The sequence below is a fragment of the Streptococcus sp. GMD3S genome, from assembly GCF_000298695.2.
In the GTDB taxonomy this organism is placed as follows: Bacteria; Bacillota; Bacilli; order Lactobacillales; family Streptococcaceae; genus Streptococcus.
Window position 1 is genome coordinate 80,036 of sequence record NZ_AJRC02000007.1, and the last position, 15,138, is coordinate 95,173.

A 15,138-nucleotide genomic window follows, 5' to 3' on the forward strand; every position below is an offset into this window, starting at 1 on the left:
TCCTAAAAACTGATTTCATCGAATTTTTAGGTTTGATAACGATTACATTATTAGTATACTCCTATTTGAAGGCTAGGTTAAACTACTAATTATAGAAAAAACTCCACAAATTATTTTTTGTGGAGAAGTTTTTTATAAGAAATAGGTTTCACGAGAAACACTCTGACTCGGAAAAAATGCCTAAGTCGTATAAATCGTCGATGCGGTCGCAATAGTGTGCCACTGGTTGGCTGTAGTTGCTGCGAAGTCCTTGTCTGCGTAGAAGTCAGTAAATGGTAGGATCACGACTTCTAATTCTTCGATGCGGACAATCTGACCTGCCAGATAAGCCTCGATGCGGCTTTCTGCTCGCTTGATGCGTTGCAAGAGTCCGCCCATACGGATATCAACCGTATCCAAACCAAAGACCTTGTTTTCTTTCAACCATTGGTGGCTAAAGAGGGCATGGAAGTTTTCAATCTCGCTTCTAAGTTTTGGTAATTCTTGCATGGCGATTTGCTGTAAGCTGACTTTGTCACCGGATTTATAAGCTTCACGGATGCGTCGTCCCACATCCACTTTGCTACTTAAAATCTGGTTCAACTGGGCCTGAGTTTCAAATAGGTAGGCATAGTTCCCAGCTTTTTCTTTGATAACAGCAAGCGTTTCAGCGGCCTGAGCGAAGTGCGGTTTGTCCTGTTCAGGTGTCATGTGTCTGTCAAGAATCGGACAGAGAACATCCTGATAAAAGACATAGCGGTTGGGATTGATACCACTGAGATTGCCTGGCAAGTCTGGCAAGAGATTGGCAAGGTCAATCTGCATAAAGTCCTCAACTGACAGACCTGTATTGGTCTTGAAGTGAGCAGACAAACGATCTAGGTCATTGCGGTAGCTGAGTTCTGCCCAGATTTGCAGACTTGGTAGAATAGAAAACTGGGCAGTTTCCCCACCATTGTCCCCCCAACCCGTTACAATGACTTCTTTGATGTCGTTAGCACGACAGGCTTTGTTGGCTTCAAGAGCAATAAGACGGCTGAAATGGTTGTTGGGTGTGAAACCGATCCACTTCCAAGCACCACCTGCAAAGGCAATATCTTGGCTAATCTTGTGATGGTTGCGGAAATTGCGGTTGTATTTTTCCTCGCTATCCTGATAATAGTCCCAGTAAACCAAGGTTACACGGTCTTTGAGACGATCTAGGTAGACACGAGTTTCCTCTGGAATCTCCACGTCACGATCGTACTGGCCATCCGCTGACATGAGTTTAAAGAACATATCACTCCACATCTGGCAGTGGAAACCATACTTGTCTGCAATATCCAGCACGCGCTCCAAGTGTTGGCACATGAGGAGACTACGGTCCACAACACCGTTCAAAATGAGGTAGCGCCCCAAACCAACCAAATGGGCTTCGTCCATCCCGATATTGACCTTGCGTGTCTGCAGTTTAGATAGAGTGGCAAACATCCCATCAACCAGGTCATACACCTTTTCTTCGCCGATAAGGAGAATGTCCTCCACATCACGAAGTTCCTGCACTTCTTTGACACCCCATTTGACGAAGGCTGACAAGTGGGCCAAGGTCTGGATGCAAGGCACAAAGGTCATATCAAACTGCTGGACATAGGCTTCGATTTCCTGCAACTCCTCTGCTGAATAGGCGCCACGGAAGTAACCAAAGTAAGGTTGCCCCTCAATCTGATAGGTGTCTTCCATGTAAAGTTCAAAGGTTGAGTAACCCATGAGAGCCAAGACCTCAATCATCTGCTTGGCAGAAGCCACATTCAGCACCGCATTTCGAGAACAGTCTGCCATGTAGGCCAAATCTTCATAAGCTGCCTGCTCCTCAATCGCTACTTTATCACCTTCTACTAGAGCTGTTGCCAATAAGGACAAGGCGCGGTAAAGTTGGTGAGGTTTGCGATAAGTTAGTTGATAATGTCCACCTTCACCCTTGATAGAGATAGAGGCTTGGTCAGACTGAGCGACTACTACCTCTACATCTGCTAGCGAAATATGCTTTTTAAGCAACTCTAATGCTTGCTCTTGTTTGGGACTAAGTCCTGTAAAAATTACCATTGATTTTCCTCCTGTAGCCAGTTGACAAGGGCACCATAGAGATTGGCATCTGCATGATAGGTGCAAGCTTGGATAACTGGTGCGACCGTGTATTCTTCGTAGGTTTTGACAAATGCATCGACAGCTTTTTTGACGCCTTGGATAAAATCTGGATTCTGGCTAATAGATCCTCCCAGACTAATGACATCTGGGTCGATGAGGTACTGGATATTGAGCAGTCCTTGCGCCAGATTACGGTTCATACGTTCAATGGCTTCTTGGCAAAGGGCATTGCCTGCTGCAGCTTCTTGGTAAATCTTGCGACCATCCCAGTCAGTCTGACCAGATTTTTCAATCACGTAGCGAACCATGTTTCCTGTAGAGGCTAGTAGCGACCAGTTGTTGAGTTTTTCAGCTGGTTCAATGGTTGTCATATAGCCAAACTCACCACCTAAGCCGTGGCGACCACGGTGAAGTTTGCCATTGATTATCATAGCTCCGCCAATTCCTGTCCCAATCACGACACAGGCTGCATTTTCAATCTCTGGGTGAGCCAGCAGTTCACTAAGTCCAACACAGTTGGCATCATTTTCTAGATGGACAGGTAGCTGATGATGAGCAAGCGTCTCATACCAAGAAAAGCCATGAATGTAAGGTACGGCACTGATTCCCTCAATCACACCTGTTTCTTGATTGACCGCGCCTGGAACGCTCATGGCAATGCCCTTATAATCTTGTTCTGCCAAGCGTTGGTCTAGCCAATCTAGTAAATCCTCCAAACTTTCTGGCGTCGGAGTACTTGTCTTATCTAGTATCTTTCCATCAGGAGTCAGACTGGCAAACTTAATCCCAGTCCCTCCGATATCAATGGTTGCAATGGTCATTGTTCTTCCCATAAAAAGGGGCGAATCAGTAGTTAGTCCTTACTCTTTCGCCCCTCCTTTCTATCTCATAGTATTAGTTATCAAACACTTTAAAACTATTAAATGTCTTCTTTTTTGATCAATTCTGTGCGAATTTCTTGTGGTGCTAAGAGTCCTGAATGAACGGGATATGGCCGCTCAAGCAAGTCCAAAATGGTTTGTTGGTGTTCTGATATACGCACATTTTCTTGACTCATATTGTAGTAACGAAGTACATATCCTTCTTCATTTTCAGCTACCTTAAAGGCTGTCGGGCAGACTTGTGGCAAGCTGAGCGCCGCATGGCACAAGAGGCTGCCAGTCGCAGCAACACTTCCTTCTTGTTTAGCAACTTGAAGACTAGTGAATGGTGTTTGGAAGGCTTTAGCACGACGGAAGGCTGAGAAGCGTTCCCCTGCTTGGTGGCATTCGAGAGCAAACTCGACTTCAAACTCACGCAAGCACTGAGCCTCTGGTGTCGGGAAGTAACCCCAGTCACCTAACTCACCTGAGGCACGAAGAATGGTCACAGCAATGGTATCGTCTCCAAGGATTTCATACTCGTGCAGTCCTTTATTAGCCACTGTCACCCCTTTTTCATCGTCATAAAGGCTGACGAAGGCTTGCTGGTGTTGTGGATTTTCAGGATTTTCCCAAGAAGCAGCTGGTTTGTTTGGTCGTGTTACTACCTCATAGATGCTTTCAGAGTCATTGCTTGGACGCGTGTTATGAGTCTTAACCAAGAGACGGATACGGTGGTCCTTGGCAGTATTGGTAAAGCGAGTCTTGAAGCGGATTTGTGGATTGTCAACAAAGACGGTCATCTCTGTTTCCAGAGGAAGGGTTGTCAATTCTTCTGAGCGCCCTGCTTCACGCGTCATAAACTCGATGATGCCTCTTTGTTCCGCATCCAGTTTTTCGTCTGCACTTACTGGAATTGTCAATTCATGCTTGAGCAAGATTTTAGCAAAACGTGCTGTATTTTCCAGGACTTCATAGCCTTTCAGCTCTGCGTAGATAGGCTCTGTTCCTTTTGGTTGGAAATAGATGTACTCATTTCCGATGTCACCACGGTCTTCAAAGCGAATAATATCTTCATACGCTTCATGAGTTGTCTTGTCGTAGACCGTGATGTTTTCATCCACACTGACCGTTACAAATGGCATATCAATTACTCCATTTTGGTAAATACCATCACGGTGTTCTTGTTTTCCTTCGAGCAATTGGAAGGTTGTCCAAGAAAGTGGTGCCAGATGAACAGGTACTGTCACGCGCACTTGACGAGCAATGCGAGCCTGACGGAACTTGTCTTTTGGCAAATCATACTCAAAGTTAGCTCCCAGATCTTCGATTTTCGCTTCTACAGCATGCCCTTCCAAGTCTTCGACACGGTAGCTTGGCAAGGTCAAGGCTGCCATCTTCTTATAGCCTTCTGTTGGGTGCAATTCCTTGAAATCACAAGTCGCCACATCAATCACGGTGCTGACCGTATCAACCTTGTCATGCAAACCTGTGTTAATGACAGTAAAGAGATGGTCGCTTTGCGCTTCGTGAGTTGCAATTTTGCCCTTCCACTCGTTGAGAAGATTGGTCTTAACAAAGTTTCCAACTTGGTTGACCTTGGCAAAACGCGTTTCCATCTCACGGTGAACTTCGTCCACACTACAGCCACAGATGCTATCATGTGGCGCATTTTGTAGAAGGACTTTCCAAGCATAGGTCAACTGCTCCTTATGGTTGTGCCCACCAGTGATGACAGTCAATGGCTCCACTACTTGTTCTAGCAAGTTGCTATTTTCTTGGAAGGCTTGTTTGAGGTAAATCCGTGATGAAGAAGTGTTGGCAAGTGTGTACCAGCCATCTGTTTCCTGACTTGTCAACTCACCTGTAACCGTTGATAACTGCTCTGGTAGAGCACTTTCTACTGCATGGACATAGTCATCAAAGGAACTATGCACAAAGGTCACATCTGGGAAGAGTTCATTTGCCACACGAATGGCTTCACTCAGATTTCGCTGTACAGGCTGGTGGTCACATCCGTTCATCATCAACCATTGGTTGGTCGAAGCATAGTCACGTACGTCTGACAATTTTTGTTTCCAGAAGGCCAGGGCCTCATCCTTATCAACTGGGATTTCATTCCCATTACTATACCAGTTGGCAAAGAGGATACCGAGGACACGACTTCCGTCTGCACCCTGCCAGTACATTTCTGAAAACTGGGATGTGAACTGCTCATCTTCGAGAACTTGGTTGTCAAATCCAATCGGCTTCACACCACGACCAAAGGCTGCCACGTGAATGCCTGATTTTTGAAGGATTTGGGGAGCTTGTCCCATATTTCCAAAGGTATCTGGGAAGTAACCAATCTGGGTTGATTTGCCCCATTTTGCACATTCTGCTTGACCAATCAAGGTATTGCGGACATTGGCTTCACTTGAAATCAAGTAGTCATCCTGCAAGATGTAAAAAGGACCAATTTTGAGTTTGCCTTGGTCGATGTAACGTTGGACTTTGTCGCGATTTTCAGGGCGAATTTCCAAGTAGTCATCAAGGACAATAGTTTGTCCATCCAAGTGGAAACTCTTGAACTCAGGGTCATTTTCAAAAAGGTCAAAAAGATTATCAAATAATTCCACCAACTGCATACGGTGGCTTTCAAAAGGTAAGTACCACTCACGGTCCCAGTGACTATGTGAGATAATATGTACAACAACATTTTCCATGAAGTAAAACCTCATTCTAACTTAAATTTTAACGTTTTAAATGTAAAGGTGTGATTCTGACACGAATCGGTGAAACTAAAGCGCGCTCCTTATACTCAATAAAAATCAAAGAGCAAACTAGGAAGCTAGCCACAGTCTGCTCAAAGCACTGCTTTGAGGTTGTGGATAAACTGACGAAGTCAGCTCAAAACACTGTTTTGAGGTTGCAGATAGAACTGACGAAGTCAGTAACATCTATACGGCAAGGCGAAGCTGATGTGGTTTGAAGAGATTTTCGAAGAGTATTAGCGAATATCTAGATAATCCAAAACCAATTCACAAAACATCATGTTGGCCCAAGAGAACCATTCACGTGAGTAAAGCGTTGGGTCATCCACGTGGAAGCTTTCATGCATGACACCTGTACCACCGTCGCAGGCAACGAGCTGATCCAGCAAGAATTTCTTCTCTGCCTTATCTCTTGTTGTCAAACCTTGGATAGAAAGGGCAATCGGCCAGATATAGCGATAGAAGGTATGAGAACTTCCGAGACCGCTAGCGTATTCTCCTTGGTAAAAATATGGATTTTCAGGGCTCAGAATGGTACGGCGTGTGGCTTGGTAAACCTCATCGTCAATCGCACAGTAACCAAGATATGGAGCAGCCAGTAGACTTGGTACGTTTGGATCATCCATGATGCTAGCATTTCCTAGACCATCCACTTCAAAGGCGTAAATCCTTTCTCCCTTGCTGTTGGTTGTATAGGCATAGTTTTCGATGCCTTCTTGAATCTCTGCTTGGAGACGCTTAGCGTCTGCCACGATGTTTTGGCTATCAGCTAGGTCTAGTTCTGCAAAGATTTCTTGCACATACCCCAATACGACTACGGCAAACATATTGGACGGAATCAAATAGCTATACTGACAGCAGTCATCACTCGGACGAAAAGCTGACCAGGTCATACCTGTCACTACAAAATCAGGTCCAAAGCCATCATTTACTAAGGTGTCTTCCTTGCGGTCCGTATCCCTAACAAAACGATAAGGAGAGTTCTTGTGGTCTTGTTCCACTGTCCAGAGATGAAGAATTTCCTTGGTCGCTGTGACAAAAGTCTCATCAAACTGACTGGTCTCGCCAGTCTCTTTCCAAAGGAGATAAGCCAGCTGCAAAGGATAGCAAAGCGAATCCACCTCGTACTTGCGTTCCCAAATCCAGCCATTAAGCTCTGTGTGATCAGTCTCATGGTGCCCCTTCCAGTTTTCCTCAATATTGAAGGAATTGGCATAAGGATCCTTGAGCACCAAAGTCATCTGACGCTTGACCAAACCTGCAATGGTCTGACGCAAGAGAGGATCTCTTTTAGCCACGTGCAGGTAGGGTCTGAGTTGGGCTGTCGAATCCCGAAGCCACATAGCAGGAATATCCCCTGTCAAGACAAAAGTTGAGCCATCTTCTAGAATCTCGACCGTATTGTCCAAGGTGTCTGTATAGCAACGCTCAAAGACATCCACCCACTCGGGATGGTCCTTAGCCCGCTCCGCTACTTGGTCTAGCCATTCTCTAACAATTTCTTTCGAATAAACCATAGTATTTTTTCCTCTTTCAAACAAGTTTCATGTTCAGTATAAAAAAAAACGCCTCCAAAAGATATACACAAACTAAAGGCGTTTTGAAACAAACTTATGAAAAAAAAGTTGGGGCTCTCCCCAACTTTTCTATTCACTTTTCTTTTCTTCGTAAACCTTATAACCTTCAGTAGCCAGTTCAGCTTTTAGACCTTCTAAATCTTTTGATCCCCAACTTGATACTTTAGAAGCAGCATCAAGATCAAGATTATTGTCCTTCAAAAGGTAAGCTTGATAACCATAGTATTTGTAACGAACTTCTTTTGAATTGCCACTTGACCAAGTTACTTTATAAACTGTTATCAACGAAACTTTCCCATTTGATTTTTTATTCTCTTCTGGGATGACTTTCAAATAACTGCCTTGTGACTCTAAAGTGTAGGTGCTAAAGGAACTATTTTGATTTTCAGACTTGCTGTAGTCATCATTCTTTTTCAGAAGATCCGCAAAGTTCTTCACATCTTTTAAGTCTTTCAACCCTTCAACAGTCACCTCGACCTTATTGTTGTCAACAACTTTTCCTTTTGATTTTAACTCATTGATATAGGTCGCACTAACAGTAAGAGTAACTGTATCTCCGTTCTTCAAGTTTGTCGGACGTTTGTTATCTTCAAAGTTGAAATAGGCGTCTTTATTAGGATTTTCTGTAATAGACGCTATGCCATACCCATTAAATCCAGTAAATGTCACAGGAGTTTCTTTGAGCAAATCAGCCGTTGATACCTTCTCATATTCTTTCAAGTTTTCAACTTTGAAAGTTTTCTTTTCAGCTTTAAATGGTGAGTTCTTTGAGCTTGTAGTTACGGTGAATGTAACTTCGTCCCCATTTTTGAGACCATTTGTTTTGTCAAATTCATAATGGACACTACTAATCATCGCTTCTGCTTGCATCAATTTAGACGCCAACTTGCCATCTCTTGACACTTCTGCGTAAATAATAGGGTCTTTTTTAGCCAAACCCGCTGCCTGATCCTTATTAAAGCCTACTTTTTGGTATGCTATTTCTGCTACTTTCTCAGCAATATCTTGACTATTATAAGTTACCGTTCCAGATTCTTCATAACCTGAAAACTCAACTTTGACGTCGCCAATTAAGCTTTTTGGTTGTGACTGGATAACATTGTATCCCACAAATGCCACAATAATAACGGCTACTGCCACAAGAGCTGCAATGATTTCTTTGCGTTTCGTTGCAAACAATCCTTTGGTTTTTTCAACGACTTGTTGAGCCGAAGCCTCAGCTGAAGCTTTTGCATCTTCTTTCTGTTCTGGCTTAGAATCTTTCTCTTCCACCACTTCTTCAGATTGGTCATCTTTTGCTTGCTCAGAAGCCGTTTCTTCCACAGTTTCTGGTTCTTGAGTAGCAACTGACTCCACATCCTCTACAGGCGTGTTTTCAACCTTCTCTACAGATTCTTCGTTATTCACATTATTTACCGAATCACTCATAAAAAAATCCCCTTTTCTTTTTTATTGTCTCCATTCTAACAAAAGAATGAATATTTGTAAATTATTAACCGAAATTTATAGGGGCATTTACTTTTTAAAATTCGGTTATTGGCAATTTCATGTTATACTAAACAAAAACCTCTACAGGAAGCTTTTTTATGAAACCACTACTTGAAACCATCGATACCCGCTTTGGGACTGCTAGCAAGCATGCCTTTTCTCGAGGAAATACCCTGCCCTACACGGGCGTTCCTTTTGGGATGAATTATTTTGTTCCCCAGACCAGTGACCAGGAGGGAGCTTGGTTCTTCGATCCGCATCTGCCCGTCTTTCAAGGGATTCGATTAACCCACCAACCCAGTCCTTGGATTGGCGACTACTCTTGGCTCCTTCTGACACCTGTTACAGGCCAGCTAGGTGGAGACAGCCTCTTCCATCGTCAGTCTTCCTATGACCTAGATAAGGCCTCCTTCCAACCTCACTATCTGAAGATTTTCTCCCTGCGCTATCAGATTGAAACCCAGCTCACACCGACTTGCTATGGCGCTTCTATTCGTTTGGAGCAAAAGCAAGGCAAAGACCTCTCCCTCTATCTTCACGCAGCAGATGAACTGACCGTAGAGCAATTAGATAAGCGGACTCTTGCCCTAAGACAAGAAGGTAAAACTGAGACTACCAAAAATCCTCTGATACTGTTTACTGCTTTACAAATGAATACGGATATTCTTGCTATCACACAAGAAGAGAGAGACTGGCGAATTGACTTAGCAAGCAGTCAAGCCGAGATTCAACTAGCAACTTCTTTCATATCGCCTTCTCAAGCTCTGCTTAATCTACCTCAAAAGGACTTTGACAGCTGTAAAGTAAATGCGAAAGCGGACTGGGAAAATCTCCTCCATCGTTTTGATATCATGGAGACAGGAGAAGCTGACCGAACCTTCTTTGACCACTGCCTCTACAGACTCTTCCTCTTCCCACAGACTTTTTATGAGGTGAACGAATCAGGGCAAGCCATCCACATGGATCTGGCTACTGGTACTGTCAAGCCCGGCGTCCTCTTTAGCAACAATGGTTTCTGGGATACCTTCCGCACCACCTTCCCCCTCTTTGCCCTTGTCATACCAGAACACTATCACCGCTTTTTAGAAGGTTTCCTCAATAGCTACCGCAATACTGGTTTCCTGCCAAAATGGCTGGCCCCAGACGAGCATGGCATGATGCCTGGTACTCTTTTAGACGGCATTATCGCAGATAGCGCCTGCAAGGACATGGCTATCGATTTGGAAGAAAAACTCCTCCAAGCCATGCTTGAAACAGCCAGCAAGTCCGACCCTCTCGGCATCAATGGCCGTCACGGTTTGGCACAATACCAAGAATTAGGTTATCTCTCTACCGACCACCACGAAAGCGTCAGCCACACCCTTGACTATGCCTATAGCGACTTTTGTATCGCCAGCTGTGCCGAAAAGCTTGGTCAGAATGACATCGCGGAAACTTATAGAACTTCGTCACAAAATTACCACCATCTATTTGACACTGCGACGGGCTACATGCGTGCGCGAGATAGCCAAGGCAACTTCCGCCCCGACTTCTCTCCTTATAGTTGGGGACGCGACTACGCCGAATGCTCTGCCATTCAAGCGACCTTAGGCGTCCTCCACGACATCCCAGGCTTAATCCAGCTTATGGGTGGAAAGGAAACCTTTAGCCACTATCTTTTGAAAGCCTGTCAAGATGCTCCCCTCTTTGAGACGACTGGCTATGGTTATGAGATTCACGAGATGAGCGAGATGGCTACAGCTCCTTTTGGGCAAATGGCTATTTCCAACCAACCTAGTTTCCACATCCCTTATCTCTTCCGCTACAGTGACTACCCTGACTACACTGCCCTACTCATCAAGTCGATAAGTCAGAAAGCCTTTCACCCAAGCTGGCAAGCCTATCCTGGCGATGAGGATAATGGCAGTCTCTCTGCTTGGTACATCTGGTCAGCTCTTGGATTCTACCCGACCTGTCCAGGCAAACCCAGCTACGACCTCGGAATCCCTATCTTTGACCATCTCCGTATCTACCTGGCTAAGGAAGATAAATGGTTGGATATCCATGCTGAACAAAACCACAGCCACTTCAACTTTGTCAAAGAATGTCGATTGGACAAGACCATAGTATCTAGCATTCAACACCAAGACCTCTTGAAAGCTGAGCAACTGACCTTCACCCTCAGCTGGCTACCAAACCACTCCTAACCCAAAGAACCTTTGCATCGCGCAAAGGTTCTTCTTTTATGAAACTTGGACTTGAAGTTGATTCACAAGCTGACTCTCTACAGTTATCCACAACTTGTGGATAAGAAAACATGCCTAAAAATCAGCTTCTCCAGAAGTTAGCTCTTAGACTTTGAACCTGTCACCCTCAGGCAGACCTGCTCAAATCCCTACTAGACTAAGATTTCTACTAGAAAGCTAGCCCGTTACTAGTTTCCGGGGCAATTCTCAAGACCCCTCTAGGATATTAGCTAAATGTCCTGTTCCCCCTAGACTTATCCACAGACTGTGCATAAACTATTGTTCCAGACTGCTCTCTTTGACTATAACAAAAATCGATAGCAACGTCAATATGACTAAGATCCCTTCCTAAATCCCCTGAAAAGATTCTATAATTTGTACAATCGTAGCTTTTGCATTCGCCAGCTAGTGAGAATCAGCCAGTAGAAAATGACCTCTTTATCACATTGTGAACAGCACAACTGTGGTACTATAATACCTAACAACCTAATCGTTTCCAGCAAAAAATCCCGCAGATTTGCGGGATTCTCTCTTGCATCAATGCGCTAACATTTCTTGGGCGATTTCTTGACCAGATAGGTTATCTGGGTAGTAGGTTGGCCAGTTATCCATTTCTTCAAAGAGGGCTTCTTGGCTTGTGCCTCCAAAGAAGATATGGAAATGTTCTGCCTTGACTGGGGCGATATTGTGGTCACTAAACTGAACATACTTGAACTGTCCAGCGTCCGCATCTGTCGCTTCAAAGAGGAAGCGCACACCACGATTGCCTTTCTTATAAGTCAAGATTTTCTTGCCGACATACTTATAGGTGAATTTCTTGCTTTGGCCACCTTGAACAAATTCCATAGTGTTATCCGTGATGTTGATTTTGGTCACATCTGTCTGATAGCCTTTTCTATAGTAAGCCTTATACTCATCCTTGGTCATCTTACCAGTCAACTTAGCCTTGTAGTCAAAGACTTGATCAAAAGTTCCATCCTCAAGGAAAGGATAGACAGACTGCCAGTTGCCAGCATAGTCACTCAAGGTGCGGTCCTTGACATCTGCATCCTCAAAGTAACCATTGTGAACTGTCTTGGTATTTTCTTCCTTCTCTGGTTCGATTTCTGGTCCTTCTTGGTCCGTTGTCTGTTTCAAAGCCTTGAGGTTTTTCTCCATCACGGAGATATAGTCCTCACCAGCCTTGGTTGCTTCTTCTGTTAGACTTTCTAGCGGATTGAGCACGTCTAGTTTGACACCTGTTTCTTTTGAGAGTGTATTGGCGAGGGCTTGTGAAGCATTTTCTTCAAAGTAGATATAAGAAATCTTGTTTTTCTTGATATACTCTGTCAATTCTGCCAAACGTGCTGCTGATGGTTCTGCATCTGGTGAGAGACCTGAGATGGATACTTGCTTGAGACCGTAGTCCAAGGCAAGATAGTTAAAGGCAGCGTGCTGGGTCACAAAGCTCTTTTGTTTCGCTTGAGATAAGCCATCTGTATAAGCCTTATCCAATGCTTGCAATTTTTCAATGTAGGCAGCTGCATTCTTCTCAAAAGTCTCTTTTTTATCAGGATAATCTGCTGACAAGCTGTCACGGATATGCTCTACCAGTTTGATGGCGCGTGCTGGTGAAAGCCAAACGTGGGGATCGTAGTCGTGATGGTGACCTTCACCACCATGATCATGCCCTTCCTCTTCTTCCTCACCACCTGGCAAAAGTAACATATCACCTGTTGCCTTGATGGTTTTCACTTTTTTCTTATCCAAGGATTCTAGCAATTTTGGAACCCAAGTTTCCATATTTTCATTTTCATAGACAAAGGTATCTGCGTCTTGGATTTTGGCAACTGCCTTGGCAGACGGTTCGTACTCATGGGGTTCTGTACCAGCACCGATGAGAAGTTCTACATTAGCAGTATCTCCTGCGACTTGTTTGGTAAATTCGTAGACAGGGTAAAAGGTTGTCACGATATTTAGCTTCCCATCTGCCTGTTTTTGATTGGAACAAGCCACTAAAAACAGGGCACATAGACTAGCTAGTAGTAAGCTCAGTTTTTTCATTTCATTCTCCTATTTGATAAAACGTTTCAGTAGACTGACTAACAAAAAGACAGCTACAAAGATAATGGTGATACTAGCGCTGGCAGGGGTTTCCGCATAGTAGGAAATATAAAGTCCTGCCACCATTCCCAAAAAGCCAATAGCGCTGGCTAGTAACATAACGGATTTGAAGTTTTTCCCCAGACGAAGGGCAATACTAGCTGGCAAGACCATAATGGTCGATACCAGAAGAGCTCCTGCTGCAGGAATCATAAGGGCAATGGCCACCCCTGTCACCATGTTAAAGAGGATAGACATGGTACGAACGGGCAAGCCATCCACAAAGGCCGTGTCCTCATCAAAGGTCAGGATATACATTGGTCGCAAGAATAAGAAAGTCAAGAGTAAAACGACCGCAGCAATGGCAAAGAGGAAAATCACCTGCTCCTGGCTAATGGTCACAATCGAACCAAAGAGATATTGGTCCAAACTCATGGAGCTCGAACTTTTCCCCTTACTCATGACAATCAGAGACACTGCAAGTCCTGTTGACATGAGGATGGCAGTTCCGATTTCCATAAAGTTCTTATAGACTGTCCGGAGATACTCCAAAAAGACCGCAGCGATCAAGACAATGGCAATGGTTGAAATGGTTGGAGAAATTCCCAAAACCAGACCAAAGGCTACTCCTGATAGAGAAACGTGACTGAGGGTATCACTCATGAGACTCTGACGACGTAAGATAAGGAAGGTCCCAAGAACTGGAGAAAAGAGACTCATGGCAATGACCGCCAAGAAGGCACGCTGCATGAAATCATAAGATAACAAACTAAGCATGTTCCACCTCCTGATCGCTTTCGTGAACGTTGAAACAACGCCATGGCGAATCTTGGTTACGAACTAGATGAATATTGCGATCCGCATAGTCCTTGACTTCCTCAGGGTCATGGGTAATCATCAAAACAGCCTTACCATGATGGTGGGCACTATGGTGCATGAGTTCGTAAAATTCATTTTTGCTTCCAGCATCCATCCCTGTTGTCGGCTCATCCAGGACAAAAATATCTGGGTCAGAAGCAAACATCCGGGCAATCACTGCTCGTTGCTTTTGCCCTCCCGAGAGGGAACCAATTCGTTTGTCACGATGTTCCCACATACCAACTGAGTCTAGACTAGCCTTGATATGCTCCTCATCATGAGCATTCAAGCGACGGAACCAGCCTTTTCGCGGATAACGACCCGACTTGACAAATTCATAAACCGTACTTGGAAAACCAGCATTAAAACTGGCTATCTGCTGGGGAAGATAAGCTATCCTAAGTTTTTTCCCATGAGTGTTTGTCTTTGAGATGGTTACCTTACCAAATCTTGGCTGCAAGATGCCTAGGCTCGCCTTGATAAGCGTTGTCTTGGCAGCTCCATTTTCACCAGTCAGGGTGACAAACTCCCCACTATCAACACTATAGTTGATGTGCTCGAGGACAGGTTCCTTGTCATAATAGAAAGACAAGTCCTCTACTGTAATATACCGCATTATTTGATTTCTCCTACTAAAGCAGTTAAAAACCGCTGGATAACTTCTTGTTCATTTGGAGTAAACTGACTTGCCACTTGTTCATAGGCTAAGAGCGTGTGTTCATGATGATGGTGGTGTTCCTCTGCCACTGGTCGAGCCAGCTCTGTCAGTTGATAAAAGATCACACGCGCATCTTTGGGATCTCTGGATGTCTCTAACATACCCTCTTTGACCAAAGATTTGATAGCCTTGGTCACTGCCGCCTGACTGACATTAAGGCGACGGGCCAACTCCGAGTTGGTTAGGGATTCTTCTGACAAGAGCATGAGGATGTGTTCCTGAGTATTGGTCAAGGCAACGTCACTCGTGCAATGCCCGATTAGAATTTCATGCTGGTTCTCAGATCTCAAGATCACCTCGTTTAAAAAGTTATCGATTTCCTGCGCAAGCTGTCTCATGTGTTACTCCTTCCCTAGCTATCTTTTTCGTAAAAAAACATAGATAGCCACCGATTCTTTACTGGTTAATTATATCATAAACCAAAAAAGAGTCAAGGGAAAAAGGCGTAAAAACGTTTCCCTAGACTCTTCTAGA

General features: G+C 44.3%; 10 protein-coding genes. 1 reads left to right on the forward strand and 9 read right to left on the reverse strand.

The window, feature by feature from the left end; genetic code table 11:
- Positions 1–180: 180 nt before the first annotated feature.
- From GMD3S_RS0204970 to GMD3S_RS0204995, 5 genes are all read right to left on the reverse strand, one after another.
- Positions 181–2,061 carry a beta-N-acetylhexosaminidase gene (locus GMD3S_RS0204970; protein ID WP_000234381.1) on the reverse strand — a complete coding sequence of 627 codons (1,881 nt, stop codon included), beginning with the start codon at positions 2,059–2,061 and terminating at the stop codon, positions 181–183.
- Positions 2,055–2,924 (reverse strand): ROK family protein, encoded by an 870-nt coding sequence (locus GMD3S_RS0204975; protein ID WP_000150731.1) that lies wholly within the window; start codon positions 2,922–2,924, stop codon positions 2,055–2,057. The genes GMD3S_RS0204970 and GMD3S_RS0204975 overlap by 7 nt, the downstream gene beginning before the upstream one ends.
- 98 nt (positions 2,925–3,022) lie before the next feature.
- The gene (locus GMD3S_RS0204980) at positions 3,023–5,668 is read right to left on the reverse strand and encodes an alpha-mannosidase (protein WP_000432740.1); all 2,646 of its coding nucleotides are present in this window, start codon (positions 5,666–5,668) and stop codon (positions 3,023–3,025) included.
- Positions 5,669–5,952: 284 nt separating this feature from the next.
- On the reverse strand, positions 5,953–7,233 hold the full coding sequence (locus tag GMD3S_RS0204990) for a glycoside hydrolase family 125 protein (protein ID WP_000263081.1): 1,281 nt from the start codon (positions 7,231–7,233) through the stop codon (positions 5,953–5,955).
- A 129-nt stretch (positions 7,234–7,362) separates the two neighbouring features.
- Positions 7,363–8,721, reverse strand: coding sequence for a hypothetical protein (locus tag GMD3S_RS0204995; protein ID WP_001285366.1), 1,359 nt, complete (start codon positions 8,719–8,721; stop codon positions 7,363–7,365).
- A gap of 158 nt (positions 8,722–8,879) precedes the next feature.
- On the opposite strand from GMD3S_RS0204995, the gene GMD3S_RS0205000 reads away from it, so the two are divergent.
- On the forward strand, positions 8,880–10,967 hold the full coding sequence (locus GMD3S_RS0205000) for a GH92 family glycosyl hydrolase (RefSeq protein WP_000803426.1): 2,088 nt from the start codon (positions 8,880–8,882) through the stop codon (positions 10,965–10,967).
- A 576-nt stretch (positions 10,968–11,543) separates the two neighbouring features.
- Here GMD3S_RS0205000 and adcA read toward each other — a convergent pair.
- Genes adcA through adcR form a run of 4 tightly spaced genes read right to left on the reverse strand, consistent with a single transcriptional unit; the run spans position 11,544 to position 15,002 of the window.
- Complete coding sequence (gene adcA, locus GMD3S_RS0205005) at positions 11,544–13,049, reverse strand: zinc ABC transporter substrate-binding lipoprotein AdcA (RefSeq protein ID WP_000736541.1); 1,506 nt, start codon at positions 13,047–13,049, stop codon at positions 11,544–11,546.
- Positions 13,050–13,058: 9 nt separating this feature from the next.
- Positions 13,059–13,865 carry a metal ABC transporter permease gene (locus tag GMD3S_RS0205010; protein WP_000950023.1) on the reverse strand — a complete coding sequence of 269 codons (807 nt, stop codon included), beginning with the start codon at positions 13,863–13,865 and terminating at the stop codon, positions 13,059–13,061.
- Positions 13,858–14,562, reverse strand: a complete 705-nt coding sequence (locus tag GMD3S_RS0205015) for a metal ABC transporter ATP-binding protein (protein WP_001269483.1) — start codon at positions 14,560–14,562, stop codon at positions 13,858–13,860. The genes GMD3S_RS0205010 and GMD3S_RS0205015 overlap by 8 nt, the downstream gene beginning before the upstream one ends.
- On the reverse strand, positions 14,562–15,002 hold the full coding sequence (adcR, locus tag GMD3S_RS0205020; protein ID WP_001249328.1) for a zinc-dependent transcriptional regulator AdcR: 441 nt from the start codon (positions 15,000–15,002) through the stop codon (positions 14,562–14,564). The genes GMD3S_RS0205015 and adcR overlap by 1 nt, the downstream gene beginning before the upstream one ends.
- Positions 15,003–15,138 lie beyond the last annotated feature (136 nt).